General features: G+C 71.6%; 15 protein-coding genes and 2 pseudogenes. 8 read left to right on the forward strand and 9 right to left on the reverse strand.

Features of this window, described 5'->3' with window-relative positions:
- Nucleotides 1–92 precede the first annotated feature (92 nt).
- From H4W80_RS56925 to H4W80_RS56935, 3 genes are read right to left on the reverse strand one after another with little or no spacing between them, the layout of a single operon-like run.
- Entirely contained in the window at nucleotides 93–1,652 is a 1,560-nt protein-coding gene (locus H4W80_RS56925) for a serine/threonine-protein kinase (RefSeq protein ID WP_192792645.1), read from the reverse strand.
- Between the two features lie 3 nt (nucleotides 1,653–1,655).
- Nucleotides 1,656–3,236 (reverse strand): serine/threonine-protein kinase, encoded by a 1,581-nt coding sequence (locus tag H4W80_RS56930; RefSeq protein ID WP_192792646.1) that lies wholly within the window; start codon nucleotides 3,234–3,236, stop codon nucleotides 1,656–1,658.
- Between the two features lie 4 nt (nucleotides 3,237–3,240).
- Nucleotides 3,241–4,869, reverse strand: a complete 1,629-nt coding sequence (locus H4W80_RS56935; protein ID WP_225964253.1) for a serine/threonine-protein kinase — start codon at nucleotides 4,867–4,869, stop codon at nucleotides 3,241–3,243.
- 38 nt (nucleotides 4,870–4,907) lie between these two features.
- Between H4W80_RS56935 and H4W80_RS56940 the strand changes: the two genes are divergently transcribed.
- The 3 genes and pseudogenes from H4W80_RS56940 to H4W80_RS64880 all read left to right on the forward strand — a co-directional run.
- Nucleotides 4,908–5,795, forward strand: a complete 888-nt coding sequence (locus H4W80_RS56940) for a hypothetical protein (RefSeq protein WP_192792648.1) — start codon at nucleotides 4,908–4,910, stop codon at nucleotides 5,793–5,795.
- A 64-nt stretch (nucleotides 5,796–5,859) separates the two neighbouring features.
- A pseudogene (locus H4W80_RS56945) lies at nucleotides 5,860–6,372 on the forward strand (ISAzo13 family transposase); the annotation flags it as partial.
- Nucleotides 6,373–6,905: 533 nt separating this feature from the next.
- Nucleotides 6,906–7,115: pseudogene (locus H4W80_RS64880) on the forward strand (fasciclin domain-containing protein); the annotation flags it as partial.
- 93 nt (nucleotides 7,116–7,208) lie between these two features.
- Here H4W80_RS64880 and H4W80_RS62240 read toward each other — a convergent pair.
- A complete protein-coding gene (locus tag H4W80_RS62240; RefSeq protein ID WP_225964254.1) occupies nucleotides 7,209–7,775 on the reverse strand; it encodes a hypothetical protein in 567 nt (188 codons plus the stop codon).
- A 354-nt stretch (nucleotides 7,776–8,129) separates the two neighbouring features.
- Here H4W80_RS62240 and H4W80_RS56955 point away from each other — a divergent pair, with 354 nt between their 5' ends.
- Complete coding sequence (locus H4W80_RS56955) at nucleotides 8,130–9,935, forward strand: glycosyltransferase (RefSeq protein WP_225964255.1); 1,806 nt, start codon at nucleotides 8,130–8,132, stop codon at nucleotides 9,933–9,935.
- Nucleotides 9,936–9,938: 3 nt separating this feature from the next.
- Here the strand turns inward: H4W80_RS56955 and H4W80_RS63240 are convergent, their stop codons facing one another.
- Genes H4W80_RS63240 through H4W80_RS56975 form a run of 4 tightly spaced genes read right to left on the reverse strand, consistent with a single transcriptional unit; the run spans nucleotide 9,939 to nucleotide 14,354 of the window.
- Complete coding sequence (locus tag H4W80_RS63240; RefSeq protein ID WP_264086043.1) at nucleotides 9,939–12,464, reverse strand: FtsX-like permease family protein; 2,526 nt, start codon at nucleotides 12,462–12,464, stop codon at nucleotides 9,939–9,941.
- A complete protein-coding gene (locus H4W80_RS56965) occupies nucleotides 12,458–13,102 on the reverse strand; it encodes an ABC transporter ATP-binding protein (RefSeq protein ID WP_192792650.1) in 645 nt (214 codons plus the stop codon). Before H4W80_RS56965 ends, H4W80_RS63240 begins: the two co-directional genes overlap by 7 nt.
- A complete protein-coding gene (locus H4W80_RS56970; protein WP_192792651.1) occupies nucleotides 13,099–13,767 on the reverse strand; it encodes an ABC transporter ATP-binding protein in 669 nt (222 codons plus the stop codon). The genes H4W80_RS56965 and H4W80_RS56970 overlap by 4 nt, the downstream gene beginning before the upstream one ends.
- A complete protein-coding gene (locus H4W80_RS56975) occupies nucleotides 13,749–14,354 on the reverse strand; it encodes a hypothetical protein (protein ID WP_192792652.1) in 606 nt (201 codons plus the stop codon). Before H4W80_RS56975 ends, H4W80_RS56970 begins: the two co-directional genes overlap by 19 nt.
- Nucleotides 14,355–14,440: 86 nt before the next feature.
- On the opposite strand from H4W80_RS56975, the gene H4W80_RS56980 reads away from it, so the two are divergent.
- The gene (locus H4W80_RS56980; protein ID WP_192792653.1) at nucleotides 14,441–15,730 is read left to right on the forward strand and encodes a sensor histidine kinase; all 1,290 of its coding nucleotides are present in this window, start codon (nucleotides 14,441–14,443) and stop codon (nucleotides 15,728–15,730) included.
- A 3-nt stretch (nucleotides 15,731–15,733) separates the two neighbouring features.
- Here the strand turns inward: H4W80_RS56980 and H4W80_RS56985 are convergent, their stop codons facing one another.
- Nucleotides 15,734–16,411 (reverse strand): response regulator transcription factor, encoded by a 678-nt coding sequence (locus tag H4W80_RS56985; protein WP_192792654.1) that lies wholly within the window; start codon nucleotides 16,409–16,411, stop codon nucleotides 15,734–15,736.
- Nucleotides 16,412–16,787: 376 nt separating this feature from the next.
- On the opposite strand from H4W80_RS56985, the gene H4W80_RS56990 reads away from it, so the two are divergent.
- The 3 genes from H4W80_RS56990 to H4W80_RS57000 all read left to right on the forward strand — a co-directional run bounded on the left by H4W80_RS56990 (nucleotide 16,788) and on the right by H4W80_RS57000 (nucleotide 19,065).
- Entirely contained in the window at nucleotides 16,788–17,039 is a 252-nt protein-coding gene (locus H4W80_RS56990; protein WP_192792655.1) for a hypothetical protein, read from the forward strand.
- Nucleotides 17,040–17,242: 203 nt separating this feature from the next.
- Nucleotides 17,243–18,187 (forward strand): zinc-binding dehydrogenase, encoded by a 945-nt coding sequence (locus H4W80_RS56995; RefSeq protein ID WP_192792656.1) that lies wholly within the window; start codon nucleotides 17,243–17,245, stop codon nucleotides 18,185–18,187.
- Nucleotides 18,187–19,065, forward strand: coding sequence for an LLM class flavin-dependent oxidoreductase (locus H4W80_RS57000; protein WP_192792657.1), 879 nt, complete (start codon nucleotides 18,187–18,189; stop codon nucleotides 19,063–19,065). Before H4W80_RS56995 ends, H4W80_RS57000 begins: the two co-directional genes overlap by 1 nt.
- The last annotated feature ends 107 nt before the right edge of the window (nucleotides 19,066–19,172 follow it).

Genomic DNA, 19,172 nt, shown 5'->3' on the forward strand with positions numbered 1-19,172 from the left:
CTCGCCGATCTGTACGGGGCCCGTTGCCGGGGACACCGCCCGATCGCGCCCGCGTGGCCGGTGCCTGGCCATCCTCCCGTGGGTCGGGCGCATCAGCCGGTGTCCGTCGATGCGACCTCCGCCAGCGCGTCCGCCAGCGCGCGGGCCGCCTCGACCGCCCGGTCCTGCTGCCCGGGTCGCAGCTCGGAGCTGTCGTGGGCGGCAGAGTCGATCTCGACGACCAGGTTGCTGACGCGTACCCACACGATGCTGTGGGCCTGCGTGGACGTCGTGTCCCACCAGTTCTGGCCGAAGGCCTCGTTTCCGATGCCGGGCAGGTCACGCACAGCCTGACGGGTGATCGAGGACTCACTGCCCTTCATGGAGGCCTGCGCCTGTCTCCTGCCGGTGAAGATCTTTTGCGTCACCGCCACCTGCGCCGAGTGCGAGATCTTGATGCTGACGACGTCCTTGAGGGTTCCGACGACCCAGTCGCACTTGGTGGGGTCGAGCCTGACCTGCCGCCTGGACAGCCCAGGCATGATCTTCGACGCCCGCTCGTCGCTCACGAGCCGGCAGGCGTGCGGCGCCGTCGCGAAGGCGCCGTCTCCCCTCGGGGCCTGGGACGGAGCCGCGGTCGTCGTGGCCGTCGGCTGCGGGGCGGGCGACGACCGGGTGGCGGACTGGTCCGGCGGGAGCTCGGTCATCTGGGCAGGGGCGTTGACCAGCAGCACAGCCGTGACGGTGATCGAGGCGGCGACCGCCAGCCCGCCCAGCGCGAGGGGAAGCCTGCTCTTCCGCCGCGGCACCGGCGCAGTGGTCGGTGCCGTAACCGCCGACTGGCGCGTGGGCAGCGCAACCGCCACCGGCTGGAGAACCTCCCTGATCACTTGGGGATGCGGCCGCGTGGCCGGGTTCGCGTTCAGCAACGCCACCAGCAGCTCGCCGAACGGTCCCGCGTTGACGGCGGGCGGTGGCGGCTGGGTGAGCACTGCCGCGATGCTCGCCATGGGGGAGTCGCGCTGGTACGGCCCGCGCCCCTCCACCGCCGTGAACAGAGTGGCGGCCAGCGACCAGAGGTCGGAGGCCGGCCCGGCGGGCTCGCCACGCAGTCGCTCGGGAGCGATGTACCCCGGCGTGCCCGCCGTGCCCGGCCGCCCGGTCGCCGTGCCCGCCGGGGACGCGGCCGCGGTGTCGGTGATGTGCGTGGCGATGCCGAAGTCGGTGAGGATCGCCTCGCCGGAGTCGGTGACGATCACGTTGCCCGGCTTCACGTCGCGGTGCAGGATGCCGTGCCGGTGCGCCGCCTCCAGCGCGTCGAGCACCCGCAGCCCGATCGTGGCGACCTGACCGGCGGGGAGCCTGCCGTGTTCCTTGATCAGGTCGGCCAGCGACCGGCCGGCGAGCAGGTCCATGACGATCCACGGCTGGCCCGACTCGGCGATGACGTCGTGCACGGTGATGATCGCGGGGTGGTTCAGCGACGCCGCGGAGCGGGCCTCGCGCAGTGTGGCCGCGAGTGCCTGCTCCGTGAGGGCGAGGTCGGACGGCAGGCGTACCTGCTTGACGGCGACCTCGCGGTGCAGCACCGCGTCGTACGCCCGCCACACCGTGCCGGCGCCGCCGGCGCCCAACGGTGCGAGCAGGTGATAACGAGCAGCGACGACGTGCATGCCTCAGGCCTTGGCGTCGAGGTTCTCAGCGAGGTACTTGACCGCCTGAGCGGCCTTGTCCCGCAGTCCCGGCTCCTGCGTGACGTTGCGGGTGAAGCGGATCTGGCCCACGATGTTGCTGGTCCTGAAGACCGAGTAGACCGTGTGCTTCTTGGTGCTGAACGTGGTGTCCTGCACCTCCCAGGCGACTGCCCCGTCACCCGCGCCGGGGATGTCGAAGACCTCGCCCAGCTTGGTGCCGGTGCCGCCCCGGCCCGCCTCCGACTCGGCCTCGGCCTTGGCGCCTTGCACGTGATCCTCGGCGAGCCTGGTCTCGTAACCGTCGCCCTGCTGCGGGTACAAGTAGAGAGTGAGATACATCGTGAGTGCCTTGTCGTCGCGGACCCGGCTCCACGCGCAGACGACCGTGGGCTCGAGGGCGGTGGTCCGGTACGTGCCCACCACCTGCGTGGCCTGATCCCGGGTGAGCAGCTGGCATGGCCTGGGGATCGTGGTGAACTTGCCGGGCGTGCGGACGACCGGCGTTCCCGTACTCGACGGGGAGGCGGTCCCCGTGGCTGCGCCGGTCGGCGTCGCCGTGGCCGGCGGGGACTCTGCGCCCGTCGCGGCCGCAGGCGGGGAGGTGGATAAGGGGGCGGACGGTGACGAGGTGGCCAGAATGAGCGTGACCGACATGACGAAGGCGACGATCACGGCTGCCGCGAACCCGTACACCGGAAGCCGAGGCAGCACCCACGACGTCGCGCGCGAAGCGGGAACTGTGGCGGCGGTGCCTTGCGTGATGGAGTTCAGGGCCGCCCTGAGCGTCACCGTGTCCGGGCGCCGTGCCGGGTCCTTCTCCAGCAGCCGCATGAGCAGGGGCGCGAGCGGGCCCGACCGCTGCGGCGGTCTTGGTGGCTCGGTCATCACCGCACCGTGCGTAGCCAGGGCGGTCGGACGGGAGAACGGCGGCACGCCCTCGACGGCCGTGTAGATCGTCGCGCCGAGCGACCAGAGGTCGGAAGCGGGACCAGCGGCCCGGCCGGGCTCTTCGGTGAGCGCCTCGGGGGCGGTGAAGCCGGGCGTGCCCATCGGCGCGCCGCCCGGTTGCCCGCCGGCCCGCGTGGCGATGCCGAAGTCGGACAGCATGACGCGGCCGTCGTCGGCCAGCAGCACGTTGGCCGGTTTGACGTCGCGGTGCTGCAGACCGCGGCTGTGCGCGGAGGCCAGCGCGGACAGCACGAACAGCCCGATCGAAGCCGCCCACTCCGGCGACATCGGCCCGCCCGACCTTACGATCTGGTCGAGCGAGCGGCCCTTGACGAGCTCCATGACGATCCACGGTTCGGCGCCGTCCTCGACCACGTCGTGGATGGCGACCACGGAGGGGTGCCTGACGTGCGCTGCCGCCCGGGCCTCGTGCAGCGTACGCGCGCGCAGCCGCGCATGGTCGTCCGGGGACAGGTCCGGCGGAATATGCACCTGCTTGATCGCCACCTCGCGGCCGATCGCGGTGTCGTGGGCCTGCCACACCACCCCCATTCCGCCCCGGCCGATGGGCGCGAGCAACCGGTAACGCCCGCCCACGAGGCGTGGCTGGTTCATCACATCACTCCTGGCTTCCTAGCGCCGCCGCGACCCATCGGGCGGCGTCACGCGCGCCCTTGCGCAGGGCTTCGTCGTCCCCGACCTTGCTGAGGTCGACGTACTTGATCTCGATCACGACATTGCTGAGGCGGAAGACGACGTCGTGCCGTTCCACCTGGCCCTTGGGGTTGACGTACACGTAGCTGAACGCCTCGTCCCCGATGCCATCGACCTCCTGGGACGGGCTGCGCCCCTGCGTGATCATCTTCTCGAGGCCGATGTCCGGCCACTTCCAGGGGATCCTCGACCCGGACGCCGCACTGTTCAGTCTGTTGACGAACGCCTCCGAGGCCTCGTCCAGGCTGCGCCCCCAGGCGCTGTCCGCCTTCCCCGGCTTCAGCGGGGACACTCCTACGCCGTTGCCGCGCGCCGTCCAGTCGCAGCCCTCGCCGTCGCGCCGGCCCTCGGCGGCGGCCTTCGGGACCAGAAGGCGCACTTGCGTTGGCGTCATGAGCGCGCAGGGATTCACGGGGACGGTGAACCGCGCGACGGGCTCGGAGGTCGCCGCGATCGGCGTCGCCGGTGCCGTCGGCGTGCGGCCGGGGACGGAGGTGGCGGCTTGCGCGCCCGCGTCCGACGTGGGCCGCGTCGGGGCCGGCGCGGACGTGGGCAGGAGCGCGACGGTGACGACCACGGCGGCCACGGCCGCAGCCCCGGCGACGGCGAGGATCGGCCCGTGCCTGCGCCACCTGCGCGGTGCGGTCAGGGGCGCCGTGGCGTCCTGGCCCTGCGCCACCCGCTGCAGCAGGTGCGCCGCGGTCCGGGCATCAGGACGCTGGTGGGGTTCGCGCGCCATCATGTGGATGAGCACCGGGCCAAGGCTCCCGGCACGCGTGGGAGCCCGCGGCGGCAAGGTCAGCGCGTCACGCAGGACCGCCATGGGGGAGGTGCCGGCGTAGGGGGCCATGCCCTCCACCGCGGAGTACAGGGTGGCGGCCAGCGACCACAGGTCGGAGGCCGGGCCGCCGCGTTCGCCGCGGAGCCGTTCCGGTGCGATGTAGCCGGGGGAGCCGAGGAGCAGGCCCGACTCGGTGATCGTGGCCTGGTCCTCCAGCCGGGCGATGCCGAAGTCGGTGAGCACCACCCGGCCGTCGTCGGTCAGGAACACGTTGGCCGGTTTCACGTCACGGTGCTGGATGCCGTGGGCGTGCGCGGTGGACAGCGCATCGAGCACCTGGAGCCCCAGCATCGCCACACGCTGTGGGGCCCACGGCCCCTCGGCGGCCACCGCGTCCTTGAGGTCGCGGCCCGTCAGCAGTTCCATGACGATCCAGGGCATGCCGTTGTGGACGAGCACGTCATGAATCGTGATGATGTTCGGGTGCCGTAACTGCGCGGCGGCCATCGCCTCACGCATCGACCGCTGCACTGCCTCCTCGCGCTCGGAGGCGGGGAGCGACTCCGGTATGCGTAATTCCTTGATCGCGACTTGGCGGTCGAGGAGTTCGTCGTGGGCCAGCCATATCGTCCCCATGCCCCCTTGGCCGAGTGCTGTCAGCACGCGATAGCGGCCCGCCACCCTCTCTCCTCGAACATCAGCAGCCACAGGGGAAACAATATTGAGGGCCGGTTTCAGTTCGCTATATTTCATGCCTTGACCGGTCCAGACGTCCGAGCTCCGGAGCGAAGATGACCACTGCCCCTCCCGTTCCTCCCGCCTCCTACTGGCCGGACAACGGCAGTGAGCAGCCGTCGAGCTCGCCCCCCCCGGGCTGGGCGATGTGGATCATGGCGACGGCCGCAGCGGTCGCGGTGATCGGCGGCGGGCTCATCGCCGTACGGAACGCCGGCTCGCAGCCTCCTGCGGCGTTACCCTTCGACACGGGCAGCCAGGTGGAGCCGCCCGCCTCCCCGCCCTCGGGGCACCTGTCCCCGGACCCCACTTTCGATCGTTCCACAGAACCCACGGATGACCCGGCGGAACCGTCGGCCTCCCCGACCGTCACCTCCACCTTCCCGCCGTTGCAGGATGTGCCCGAGGTGTGCGACCTGCTGCCCGAGAGCTTGATCGCGCGGCTCGCCCCCAAGACCGCGTCGGGGCCGGGCGTCGCCAAGGACGGTTACGGCGCCAAGCGGAAGGACTGCGAGTGGAAGCCGAAGGGCTACGACATGAAGGGCGGCTACAACCAGACGCGCTCGATCAGCGTCAAGGTCAACGTCTTCCCCGACCACGAGAAAGCCATGCGCAACGCCGAATCCGACTGGCGTTTGATGCGTTACTTGTCCGGGAGGAGCGAGGGCGACCCGCCCATCATGAAATATGGGGAGATCAAGCAGATCTCCGGCCTGGGAGACGGGGCCAACGCGATCTACTCCGAGGGCACCCGCAGGCGCGAGGCGGTGGCCTGGATCTACGTCGTCCGGGGCAACGCCACGATCGAAATCCGGTTCCGAGGCTCTGACGACAAGGGACGCACGATGTTCCCGAACGAGGACAGCCGGCCGGTTCCCGAGGCGGAGCTCCTCGAAGGCGTGGAGGAGATCGCTGGAGAGGTGGTCAAGAACCTGGCGGGGTGAGGGCCCATACGCAGGATGAGGGCCTTGACCGCGGCAGCGGTGGATGGCCGTCCCGGACGGCCCAGCGGCGGTGCCCACGGTCGGGCGGTTGCTGCGTGAGAACGGGTTCAGCTTGCAGGGCAACGCCAAGACCTTGGAGGGGAAGCAGCACCCAGAGCGGGACGCGCAGTTCCGCTATATCAACGAACAGGTCAAGGACCATCAGGCCGCAGGCGAGCCAGCGATCAGCGTCGATACCAAGAAACGCGAGCAGCTGGGTCGGCTGCCCAACCCGGGCCGCGAGTGGCGGCCGAAGGGCGACCCGATCGAGGTTGAGGACTACAGCTTCTTCACTGGGCCGGAGGTCGAGCAGGCCATCCCGTATGGGATCTACGACATCAGCGCGAACACCGGCTGGGTGAACGTCGGCATCGACCATGACACCTCAACGTTCGCGGTCGCCTCGATCCGCCGCTGGTGGCAGGCCCGAGGCCGCCTGGACCATCCGGACGCTTCCCGGCTGTTGATCATCGCGGATGCGGGAGGCTCCAACGGCTACCGGTTCCGGGTCTGGAAGGCCGAGCTCGCCGCCCTGGCCGACTCCCGGCTGACCGGCATGACCGAAGCCCAACTGGACGACCTGACGCGCCGGCTCGCCCCCGCCCAGGCCGCTTGGGCCGAGCAGCGCAGGGCTTCGGGTCTTTCTTGAGCTCCGCTGACACAGCAAGGACGTGCCGACGTATCTCGGCTGACAGTGGGGTTCGCATGGATCAGGACGACTCATGTGATCATCGCCGACGTTCAGCCCGAGGCCGGAAGCGAAAACCCAGACAGAGCAGGCGTTGGTGAACGCCTGCGCCTACTCCACTTCGTCGCGTGGTGCGATGCTGGTGAGCAGGGCCGAGGTGCTGCGGCCCGCTGCCCCTTCGCGAGGGCCGGGGGCGGGGCGAGTCGGAAGGCGGCCCCAGCTTTTGGGCTGTCCCCATGGGCGGGCTCCGCCGCGCGGCCGACGCCCACGCCCACCGCCGGTGCGAACCCTGTCGGCCCGGCTGTGCCCCGATCAAGAAGAGCCTGTCCGGCATCTCCGGCAAGGGGCTCGGTACCGCCCTGGCCCAGATTCCGGAGCCGTCCATGCTGTCGCAGGCGGTCACGACGGCCGGCTGGCAGAAGAAGTTCAACGATGCCGCCCACCTCACGCTCTTCGCACCGGACAACCACGCCTTCCAGGCGATCCCGGTCAAGACCCGGGACAAGATCATGGCCAACAAGCAGGAACTGACCACGATCCTCGGCTACCACGCGGTCCAGGGCAGACTGACCCCGGCCGAGCTGAAAGCTCATCTGCGGCAACATCCAGGCCCGCAACGCCACCATCTACATCATCGACAAGGTGCTCATACCCCACTGAATCGCCACCGGCCTGGCAGTGGCCGGTCAGCTGGCGCCGGGGACGGTGACGGGCTGCTCCTTGATCTGGACGCCCGTTTTGGAGGCGTTGTGGACCAGGCCGTCCAGCGAGGCCTTGCCGGCGTCGAGGTCGGCCGGCGTGGCGGTGCCGCTCTTCAGCTTGCCGGTGAGGTTCGTGAACGCGCCGTGGACGGAGTCGAGACCCTTGCACAGCGTCGGGTTGGCCATGGCGAAACCCCTGGCGACCTTCACCTGGTGCAGGGCGAACGCACCCGCCACCGCCGCCTTCAGGAAGCTCCGCTTCCGCTTCTCCGCTCCGGCCTTGAAGCCGCCGCTGCGCAGGGGCTTGTAGATGTAGCGGTGGAAGGCACCCAGCGCGAGACCCGCGTGCAGCGCGAAGCGCGTCTTGGCGAGCCGCCTGTTATTGCCCGACGCCGGGCATGTGGCGCCGGGCGAGCTCGTGAAGCCCGGGGTCGGCGTGGCGAACGCCGCAGGGCCGGTCGCGACCGCGGCTTCGCGTGGCACGGTGGTGGTCGTGTTGCCGCCGCAACCAACGAGCAGCACCGCCGCCAGCAGAGCCGACGCCGCCTGCATGGCAACGGATCGAGTACTCCGTACAGCCACGTCTTCCCCCTATGAATGCCATGCGGCGCATCGGTCTGCGGTCTCGAGGCCGGCGGCGCACGCGTGACGCTGAGCACGATGCGAGCTTCGGATGGCGCCGCCGGGAGTACCCGTGAGTGAACTTGCCACCCTGAACGTGGAGTAAGCACTCCTTTGCCGCGCCCGAGCCGTTTCAGCACCCTGTTCAGCCGGACACTTTTGAGCGGGCTGACCATGACTCCGAACGTCATGCGGCGCAGTCTGCGGAAACCGCGGCGTGAAGGTTAGCGCCGCGTTAACCGAGTGATGAGCCGGCGTTGTGGCGTCCCTCCGTACCGTGCGTTCATGAGATCAGGCAGCAGACTGACGGTCCCGGTGCCGGTCTCCGCGGCGTTCCTGGGCCTGGGGGTGGTCGTCGGCTTCGCCGCGCGCACGCCGGCTTGGACCGCGGTGGACATGAGCCTGAGCCAGGCGGTGCAGTCGCTACGCGGCCCGTGGCTGACCGCCGTGGCGCAGGTCCTGAACGTGGGCTTCGGCACCATCGTGGGCGCGGTCCTGGCCGCCCTCCTCGTCGTGGGCGTCGCCGTATCGGGACGGACGCGCGCAGCCGGAGGCGTGCTGCTGGTGATCGCTGCCGGGTGGGGCGTGGGTGCTCTGGTCAAGCTCGTCGTCGCCCGGCCCCGGCCTCCGGCGGCGCACGCCCTCGTGCGGGAGTTCGGCCCCGACAGCTTTCCCAGCGGTCACGTGTGCCTGACCCTGTCGATCGTGGTCGCCGTGGCGCTGCTGGCCAGGAAGACCCGGTACTTCTGGCCCGCGGTGGCGGCGGGCGGCGTGCTCGTGGCCGGTCAGATGGCCGCGAGGATCTATCTCGGTGCGCACTATCCCACCGACACCCTGGGCTCGGTCATCCTGACCCCGGCCGCCATTCACCTCGTCGTCAATTCGCGACGGCTCGGCTTGTTCCTGCTGCGCGCGGACAACCGGCGCAGGGCGCGCCGGGCCGGCCCGCGCAGCACCCGGCAGGTGAAGATCCTTCTGCTGCACGCGCACGGCATGGGCGGCACCGTCAGGACCGCCTTCAACCTCGCGGGCACGCTGGTGGCCGATCACGACGTGGAGATCGTCAGCGTCATCAAGACCAGGGACAAGTCCTTCTTCGAGGTGCCGCAGGGCGTTCGCGTCACCTTCCTGGACGATCGCATGAACCGCCGGCCCCGCGGCGCCCTGCTCCGGAGCAGGCTCATCCCGCCGGAGGAGGCCGCGTACGACAGGTTCGACCTGCGTACCGACCTCGCCCTGCTGCGCTTCCTGCGCGGCCTGCGCACCGGCGTCCTGATCACCACACGGCCCGGACTCAACCTGGCCACCGCCCTGCTGGCTCCGCCCGGCGTGATCACGATCGGGCAGGAGCACACGGGCTTCGGCTCGCACAAGCCCTCCGTCAGGAAAATGATCACCCGCAGGTACGGCCGGCTCGACGCGCTCGTCACCCTGACCGAGGCCGATCTGAGCGCCTACCGCGCGGCCCTGGGTGCCCGCGCGCCGCGACACCTGCTGCGCATCCCCAACGCCACGCCGCCCCTCACCGGTGGGCCTTCGGCCCTGACCGCCAAGACCGTCGTCGCGATCGGCCGCCTGACCAAGGTCAAGGGCTTCGACCTGCTGCTGCACGCCTGGCGACAGGTCAACGGCGTACGTCCCGGCTGGACGCTGCGCATCGTCGGCTCAGGCCCCGAGCGCGCCCGCCTGCTCAAGCTGGTCGGCGAGCTCGGGCCGGCCTGCTCGGTCGAGCTTTCCGGCCCGTCGCGCGACATCGGCGCCGAACTCGACGACGCTTCGATCTTCGTGCTCAGCTCCCGCCGCGAGGGATTCCCGATGACCATCCTGGAAGCGCTGAGCAAGGGCGTGCCCGTGGTCGCCTTCGACTGCCCGTACGGTCCCGGCGAGATCATCACTCACGGCCACGATGGCCTCCTTGTCCCCCGACGGGACGTCGTCGCCCTGGCCGCAGCGCTCGGTCTCCTCATCGACGCCGAGACCGAGCGCCAACTGATGGGAAGGGCCGCGCTGACCACCTCGAAGCGGTACGACCCGGAGATCGTCGGCCGACGCTGGAGCGAGCTCCTGGCCGAGCTTGAGGCAGGCCGCTGACCGTCACAGGTCACGCAGCGCGGTCAAGGGCGGGCGACGCGCGGCCCGTACCGTAGCGGCTCCTGCGGCCAGCAGCGCCGCGACACCGAGAACCGCCAGCACGACCAGATACGCCCACGGCACGGCCAGCGCGTCGGGAGGCGGGTCGAACACCCCGCTGAGCACGGCCACCAGCATCCGCGACAGCGCCCACCCGCACAGCCCGCCCAGCACGGCCGCGGCCACCCCGACCAGCCCCACCTCAGCCCACACGAACGAGCCGAGCTGCCGTGGAGTGGCCCCCAGCACCCTGGCCAGCGCGTACGTGCGGCGCCGCTCGGCGAAGCCCAGCACCAGCAGCAGACCGGTGGCCAGGGCCGCCAGCGCCAGCGCGTAGCCCAGCTCGATGGCGGTCAGGCCGGACAGGTCCACGGCGGTGAGGCTGCTGCCGACGACCTGGCGCGTGGTCTCCACGTCGGTGACTTTCGCGGTCGGCCCCAGCCTGTGGCGCAGGTCGGCGGCGACCTGGTGGGGTGGGGTGCCGTCGGTGGTGATGAGATAGGTGGTGCCGGCGGGCATGTGGCGGGCCAGGTAGGCGGCGTTGGCGACGAGGAAGCTGTCGCGTGGCGCAGTGGGGAACTCGGTGATGATGCCCGCGTAGTGGAAGGGGACGGTGGTGCCGTTCTCGGTGCGCAGCCGGACCTGGTCGCCGAGGTGGAGCTGGAAGTCGTTGACGGTCTCCTGGCTGACCAGCAGCGCGTCCGGCTGCCGGGCGAGCCGGTCGAGGATCTCCCTGGCGGTGCCGCCGGAGACATAGGTGTCGTGCAGGCGCGTCGTGGCGGGGCGGATGCCGTACAGGTCCTGCAGGTCGGAGCCGACGTAGGCGAAGCGGTGTCGCAGCGGCTCGACCCCGGCGACGCCGGGCACGGCCGCGAGCTGCCCCTGCGTGGCGGTGGTCTGTGAGACGGTGACGTCGGCGCCGTTGGTCAGTTCGGCGTCCACCTGTGCCTGCTGGCGGTAGGTGGTGTCGAAGACGGACGTGGAGACGGCGAACGCGACGGCCAGCGCGGCCAGGGTGGCGGCGCGGGCCAGCGGGGCGCGCTGGCGGGTCAGCATGGCGGACACGGTGTTCGCCAGTCCTCCGGCCAGTGGCCGCACCGCCCAGGTGATCGGCAAGGTTCGGGTCAGGCGCCAGATGAGCAGGCCCGCGCCCGTCCACAGCAGCGCGGGCCCGGCGAAGGCCCAGTAGTCGACCGACAGCTGGGGCAGGCCCTCGGGGACGAGGACGAGCTGGTAGCCGTTCCCGCTGGTGATCCAGAAGATCACTGCGGCTCCGGCCAGCAGCCACAGGTCCAGCCCGTACCGCATCCAGGCGGGGGCACGGCGGCGCTCGCCGACGGGGCGGCGGGCCGCCGCCACAGGGCTGGCGTGCAGGGCGGGCAGCAGTACGGTGACGGCCGCTACCAGCAGGCCCAGCGTGGCCGCCCACCACGAGACGTTCGCCGAACCGAACAGCGCCCGGTCGGCCACGGCGGCCAGACCGAGGCCGGCCAGCACTCCGGCGACGCCCACCAGAGCGGTTTCGGCCAGTGCGAGCCGCACCAGCGTGCCTCTGGACGCGCCCCTGGTGCGCAGCAGCGCCTGCTCGGCCGTCCGCCGCGGCGCGCCGGCCCGCGTCACGAGGCCGGCCAGCAGGGCCGCGAGCACGACCGCCGGCGCACCCAGGAACAGGAACAGCACCTGTGAGTACAAGGCGTCCTCGCGGGCGGCGTCCAGAGCCGCGCCGAGGTTGTCGCCGACCAGGCCGCTGCCGGCCATCCGCTCCTCCAGGTTGCGCGCCTGCCCGGTGACCGCGGTGTAGGCCGCCGCCGGGTCGGGCGGCAGCCGGTGGCCGATGCGGACGTGGTACTGGGTGCGCACCCGGTCGCGGGGGATGCCGTCGAACAGCCGGTGCCAGTCGGCGGCAGGCAGCAGCAGCACGTTGTCGGGGGGCGCCTGGGGCTGCGCGCCCGGCGGTGCGCCGACGCGCTGGAACAGGGAGTCGGCGGCGGGCAGCTCCACCACGCCGGTGATCGCCACCGCGGCGTCCGGCAGCCCCGGGCGGCGCACGGTGACACGCGCGCCAGGCTGGGCGTGCAGGTTGGCGGCGGTCTGCTGGGCCAGCAGCGGCCCGTTCGCGTTCCCCGAGAGCAGGCGTAGCTCGCCGGGAAAGGTCGCGGCGTAGCCGGCGGGAAGGCCGAGGACCTGGCCCGCGCCGGTGGTCAGCGTCTGACCGGCCTGGCGGGACTCGAACCCGTCGATCCTGGCGAAGCTCACCTCGCGTGACGTGCCGGGCATCGGGACGGACACGGTCTGGCCGGGCTGCTGCTCCACCTGCCAGTCGACCGCGACCCGCTGGATCGAGCGGGCGGTCATGGTGGCCTTGGCGGTGGCGAGGAACGCGCCCAGCATGGCGGGAAGGGCCACGGCGAGCGCGATGCCCGCCGCGGCGGCGGCCAGTCGAGCCGTCCGGCGGGTCAGCAGACCGCGCAGCCAGATGAGGATCAGCATGCGAGTGCTCCGTCGCTCATGGTCCAGGTCTTCGGCAGCCGCGCCGCGACCCGCGGGTCGTGGGTGGCGACCACGAGGGCCGCGTCCAGCCGGCACGCCACCTGCGTGAGCAGGTCCACCACCTGGCGGGCGAGGTCGGAGTCGAGCTGGGCGGTGGGCTCGTCGGCGATGATCAGCCGAGGCTCGGCGGCCAGCACGCGGGCCACCGCGACGCGCTGGGCCTGCCCGCCCGACAGTTCTTCGGGCAAGGATCCGGCCAGGTCGGCCAGGCCGATGGCGCCGAGTGCGGCCAGTGCCCGCTCCTTGGCCTCGGTGTCTGTCAATCCCGCGATGAGCAGCGGCAGCGCCACGTTCTCGACGACGTTCAGCGGGGGCAGGAGGCTCGGTCCCTGGAAGACCACGCCGACGCGGCCACGTGGGCGGTCGTCGAACGCGGGCCAGCCGATCCGCCCGGCCGTGGGGCGGTCGAGCCCGGCCAGCAGGTGCAGCAACGTCGTCTTGCCCGACCCCGATGGTCCAGTGATCGCTACCTGGTCGCCCGGCCGCAGCTCGCAGCTGACCTCGTGCACGGCGACCAGGGCGTTCGTCCCGTGGCCGTAGACCCGGGCCAGTTGCCGGCAGGCGACCAGCGCGGTCACGTCGCCCGCCCGTCCTTCAGTTCGACCACGCGGTCGGCCAACCGCCGTACGGCCGGGCTGTGCGAGGCGATCACCACGGCGGTCCGCTCGCCGGCCTGCTCGCGGATCAGCCGCAGCACGGGCGCCTCGGTGTGCTGGTCGAGCTCGCCGGTGGGCTCGTCGGCCAGCAGCAGCGCGGGGCGGTTCGCCAGCGCGACGGCCAGCCCGGCGCGGGCCGACTCTCCTCCGGACAACTCGCTCGGCCACGCCCGTGCCCTGGCCGAGAGCCCCAGCCGGGCCAGCAACTCGTCGCGCAGACGCCGGTCCTGCCGGCCCGCCAGCCGCTGGGCCAGGTCGACGTTGGTCGCCACCGTCAGGTGCTCGATCAGGTTGCCGTTCTGGAACAGCACGCCGACCAGCCGGGCCCGCAGCGCGGCGCGCTCCGCCTCCGGACGGTGGCTGATGCGGTGCCCGTCCACCCTGACGATGCCGCCGTCGGGGTCGTCCAGCCCGCCCAGGCACGCCAGCAGCGTGGACTTGCCCGACCCGGACGGGCCGCTGACCAGCACGACCTCGCCCGCGGCGGCGTGGAGGCTGACGCCGCGCAGCGCCCGGGTCTCCTCCTCGCCCGACCGGTAGAAGCGGTAGAGCTCCTCGGCCTGCAGGATCACGGCGCCGTCGTCCATCGGAAGGAGTCGGAGACCGTGCGCCACGGATCCACGTTGTCGGCGCCGACCGGCCCGGACAGCGTCAGGATCGCCTCGTGTCCGGCGTGGTAGAAGACGTAGCGCTCGACCTCGTCCTTGACGGCCTTGCCGGTGACCGGATCGGGCTCGCTGTCGGCGCGGTAGACGATCCGCACCGCCTTGCCGCCGTTCCTGCTCACCGTGCCGAGCGTGCGGATGTCGCCGCTGTGCACCTGGTTCCGGACCGAGGCCTCGGTAGGCTGCGCGGTGGCGGGCTTGGTCTCGATGCGGATGCTGTTCAGCTTGTCGGTGAAGGCGGCCCCGGTGGGCAGGTCCGTGCGGGCCCACCCCTCGGGCACTTTCACCTCGTACGGCTGTCCGGGATGCCGGTAGCGCACGAAGACCGTACTGTCCGGAATGTCGCCCGGCGGATTCGACTCCGTGGGCTGCGGAGCCGGTGCTGGTGGCTGCGCCTGTGATTGCGTCTGTGATTGCGTCTGCGTCGTGGATTGGGCGGGCGCCGCAGCTGCGCAGCCCGCCGCCAGTCCTGCGATGGCCAGAGCCATGACGCTCTGCCGTACCTTCATGTTCTCCACGCTAGGAGCGGGCGGGGAAGCGTCCGCTGAGCATCGGGTTAGCGGGGCGTTTACCTTGCGTCTGCCACTCTGGAGGGGTGACAGCGCAGGGCGTGCCGCTGCGGCGGCGGGTGCTGGTGGTGATCGTGAGTGTGACCGCCCTGGCCGTCGCGCTCTTCCTGGTGCCGCTGGCGGTCGCGGTGAGCCTGCTCTTCCACGACCAGACAGTGGCGGCCCTGCAACGCGACGCCGCCTGGGTCGCCGCCGCCGTGCCCGACGAGCCGCGGACGCCGTTGAGACTGCCGACGGGCCTGCCGGGTGACCTGGCCATCGGCGGCTACGACGTGGCCGGCGCCCGGCTGTTCGGCGACGGTCCCGCCCACTCACGGCTGGCCGTCTCCAGCACGGACGGACGCGTCCACGACGCCGTCGAGGGCGGTTTCCTGGCCGTGTCCGCGCCGGTCCCGTCCGACGAGGGCACCGCCATGGTCATCCGGGTGGCGACACCGAACTCGCAGGTCGAGGAGCGCGTTCACGAGGCATGGTTGCTCCTGGGCGGACTCGCGCTGACCGTGATCGCGTTGGCCGCGGGCGCTGCCGTGCGGCAGTCGGCCAGGCTCGCCGCGCCGCTCGAACGGCTCACCACCGCCGCGCAGGCCCTCGGCGGCGGCGACTTCAGCGTCCGCGCCTCCCCTTCCGGCCTGCGCGAGACCGACCAGGCCGGGCAGGCCCTGGAGTCGACCGCCCGCCGCCTCGGGGCCGTGCTGTCGCGCGAGCGGGCCTTCAGCGCCGACGTCTCCCACCAGCTCCGCACGGGCCTGACCGGCCTGCTGCTCGGCCTGGAATCCGCCCTGTCCCGCCCCGGCGCGGACCTGGCCCAGGCGGTACGGGCCGCGTTGAGCAGGGGCGAGCGGCTGCAGGAGGTGATCGACGATCTCGTACGGCTCAGCCGCGACAGCCGCGTGCCGACCGAACACCTCGACGTCAGCGCCCTGATGGAGGAGGTCCGGCAGGAGTGGCACGGCCCGCTGGCCGAGCACGGCCGCCGCCTGACCATCACCGTGGAGCCGGAACTGCCGCCGGTGACGGCTCAGCCCGCGGCCGTCCGGCAGATCCTGCGCGTGCTGATCGACAACGCGGTACGTCACGGTCGCGGGGAGGTCGCGGTCACCGTCTCCGACGTCGGCCCCGGGCTGGCCATCGAGGTGGGCGACCACGGGACGGGCGTGGCCGAGGGCGTCGATCCGTTCGTCAGGTCCAGCGGCGACAGCCACGGCATCGGCCTCGCCCTGGCCCGCTCGCTGGCCGAGGCCGAAGGCGGCAGGCTGGTGCTCAGCCGGGCCGGGCCACCGCTGTTCAGCCTGCTGCTGCCCGGCCATGACACGTGACGGTCATGGCTCGTAGCGGTAGCCTCGCCCCCGCACCGTGACGATCCGCTCCATCCCCTCGCCGTGCTCGGCCAGCTTGCGGCGCAGCGCGAACACGTGCACGTCCAAGGTCTTGGTCGGGCCGAACCAGTTCTCGTCCCACACCTCGTCCATGAGCTGCTCGCGCGTGACCACCTCGCCCGCTCGGCTCACCAGCGCCGCCAGCAGATCGAACTCCTTGGGTCGCAGCGCCACCTCCTCCTTCCCGACGTAGGCGCGCCGGGCGGGCAGGTCGAGCCGCAGCCGCCCGGCGGTCAGCAGGCGTTCCCCCTGGGCCGGTCCGCGCCGCCGCAGGTGGGCGCGGATCCTGGCCATCAGCTCGGTCAACCGGAACGGCTTGGTCAGGTAGTCGTCGGCACCCGCGTCGAGCGCCACCACGACCTCGAACTCCTGGGTACGGGCCGTGAGTACGACGATCACCGTGTCCGGCACCGCCGACCGCAGCCGCCGGCACAGGGCCACCCCGTCCACGTCGGGCAGCCCCAGATCCAGCAGGACCAGATCCGGCTCGTGCCGCTCCGCCGCCTGCAGCGCCGCAGCGCCGTCCGCGGCCGGCTCCGCCTGGTAACCCTGGGCGGCCAGCGCCTCGACCAGCTCGGACCGGATGACCAGGTCGTCCTCCACGACCAGCACGCACGTCATGCGCCCGATGGTACGGGCTGCGCCGTCAAGGGAGGTCGAGTGGCCAAGAGACGCCGAAGCGGCCGTCGCCTGAGCCGGCCTTTGTGCTGCAGCCGTAGGAGCTCAGCGGTTGCGCCCTCGGAGAGCGCCGCCCTCCGCTGAGGCAGCGCCGATCCGAGTCAGGCGCCAGGCCCTTCGACGGCCGCCATGGCGCTTACCCCGGCCCGAGCGGAGTCCTCCGGCGAGCAGGCCCGAGAGTCGTTTTGGGTGCAGACCGCCGAGGCCGACAGCGTTGACCGCCACCTCCTGCAGACCGCTCCGGAAACGCCCGGACCATCGTGACACCATAGGCGTCGTGATCTCCGCTGATGAGCTTGTCAGCCGAAGGCTGCTCCAGGTGACGGTGTCGTGGCACACCCACCCCAGCGGCCAGGTCACCGTCGGTCCCGCCCCAGACGATTTTCTGATGAGCCGATTCATCGGCCAGTCGATCCGAGCCGTTCACCGCATCATCGACCACCGGATCGAGACGGAGATCGGCCTCCGGCTCGAACTCGATCACGGCGAGGTGCGCATCCTCAACCTGGGCGACGAACTGGTCATCACCGACACTGCTCTGCCGGACGCGCTCGAAGCCGCTCTCCGCTGACACTCTTCGCGACATCGGGCCTTGACGGCTGGCGCACATCCCCCTCAGCGACCTGCGGCGATCTTCTACCTTGTCCCCCAGTGACGCCGACCCGAGAACCGGGCCGGCATGGCGGTCGAGCTGTACAGGTGATCGCGATTTGACCTCGAGTTCGGTTGAGGTTGCATGCTGGGACCGACATCAGCTGAACAGGGGAGAGTGTTGTGCGTGCGGTGTGGCTGAAGGAGTTCGGCGGGCCCGAGGTGCTCGTACCTGGAGACGCCCCCGATCCGGTCCCGGGGCCGGGGCAGGTGTTGATCGACGTCGCCTACGCCAACATCACCTTTGTGGAGACCCAGTTCCGGTCGGGCGCCCCGTCGCCGTTCAAGTCGGAGCTGCCGATGATCCCGGGCAACGGCGTCGGGGGCATCGTCACGGCGGTCGGCGAGGGCGTCGACTCCGGCCTGGTCGGCCGTCGGGTGGTGACCTCCACGGGGGGCTCCGGCGGTTATGCCGAACGGGCCGCGGTGGATGCCTCCGGGCTCTTTACCGTCCCCGACGGCCTGGAACTGGACGACGCGGTCGCGGTCTTGGCCGACGGGCGTACCGCGACCATGATGATCCGGGCGACCGCGCCACAGCCCGGGGAACGGGTTCTGGTCGAGGCGGCGGCCGGCGGCGTGGGCTCGCTCCTCGTGCAGCTCGCCAAGTCGGCGGGCGCCACCGTCGTCGGAGCGGCCGGGGGCTCGCGCAAGACCGGTGTGGCCCGCGACCTGGGCGCCGACGAGGTGGTCGACTATATGGCTCCGAACTGGACCGACGAGGTCGACCCCGTCGACGTCGTTTTCGACGGGGTCGGCGGCGACATCGCTCGGGCCGCCTTCGAACTGCTCGGCCAGGGCGGGCGGATGGTCAGCTTCGGGCTGGCGAGCGGAGAGTGGGCCGCCATCGAGGCGGAGGCCGCTGTTGCGCGCGGCATCACACTCGTCCAGGCGAAGCCCACCCCGGAGACGATGCGCGAGTACACCGAGAGCGCCCTCGCCGAGGCCGCGGGCGGACGGCTGCGGCCGCTGATCGGGCAGCGCTTCCCCCTCGACCGGGCCGCCGACGCGCACGCCGCCATCGAGTCGCGCGCCAGCGTCGGCAAGACCCTGCTCGAGGTGCGCTGATGCTCAAGGTCGGCGTGAACCTACCGTCGTTCGGCGTGGACGAGACCGCCGGGGTGCGCGAGCATGCCCGGCACGCCGAGGAGCTCGGCCTGGAGTCGGTCTGGGTCGGCGACCATCTGATCCCGGTGCGGCCGTTCCTCGACGGCACCATCGTGCTGGCCACGGCCGCCGCCGTCACCGAGCGCGTCAAGATCGGCTTCGGGGTGATGGTCCTGGCGCTACGCCCGGTCGCCTGGGCCGCCAAGCAGATCGCCAGCCTGCAGCACCTGTCCGGCGGTCGGGTGCTGCTCGGCGTCGGCTCGGGCGGCAGCGTGCACGGCGACGCAGCCTGGCGGGCCGTCGGTATCCCCTACGCCGAACGCGCGCAGCGCACCGACGCCGCCCTGGAGATCCTGCCGAGCCTGGTCGAGGGCAAGCCCACGAACGTGAACGGCGAGGTGATCACTCTCTCGCCGGGCGCGACGATGCCGCCCGTCCTCATCGGCGCCGGCCCCATGCGCCGAGCCGCCCGTTTCGCCGACGAATGGTATCCGGCGTTCTCCACGCCGGCCGAGATCGCCGAACAGACCCGCCAACTGGCCGGCCTCGCCGCCGAATACGGCCGTCCGGCGCCGCGCGTCACGATCGGCCTCAGCATCGGTCTCGGCGACCTGCCCACGTCGGTGATCGACGCTCAGGCCCGGTCGCTGATGGAGTACGGGATGACCGAGGAGGAGGCCCGTGGCGGCCTGGTCACCGGCCCACCCGCCGCGGCCGCCGAACAGTTGGCCGCACTCGCCGAGGTCGGCGTGCACCGCGTCATCGCGATGCCGTTCCCCGCCGACCGCCTCCGCCAGAGCGAGCTGCTGGCCGAGACCAACCGCCTCCTGAACCCCTGAAGGTCTGGGCCTGCCGCTCGGGTCAGTGCCACCAGCCTCAAAGTTGCGCTGGCCACTGCGAGCGACGGCTGCGGTGCCCGATCCTCCGCCCAGAAGCAGTCCGGCGT

It is taken from the genome of Nonomuraea angiospora (assembly GCF_014873145.1).
Lineage (GTDB): Bacteria > Actinomycetota > Actinomycetes > Streptosporangiales > Streptosporangiaceae > Nonomuraea > Nonomuraea angiospora.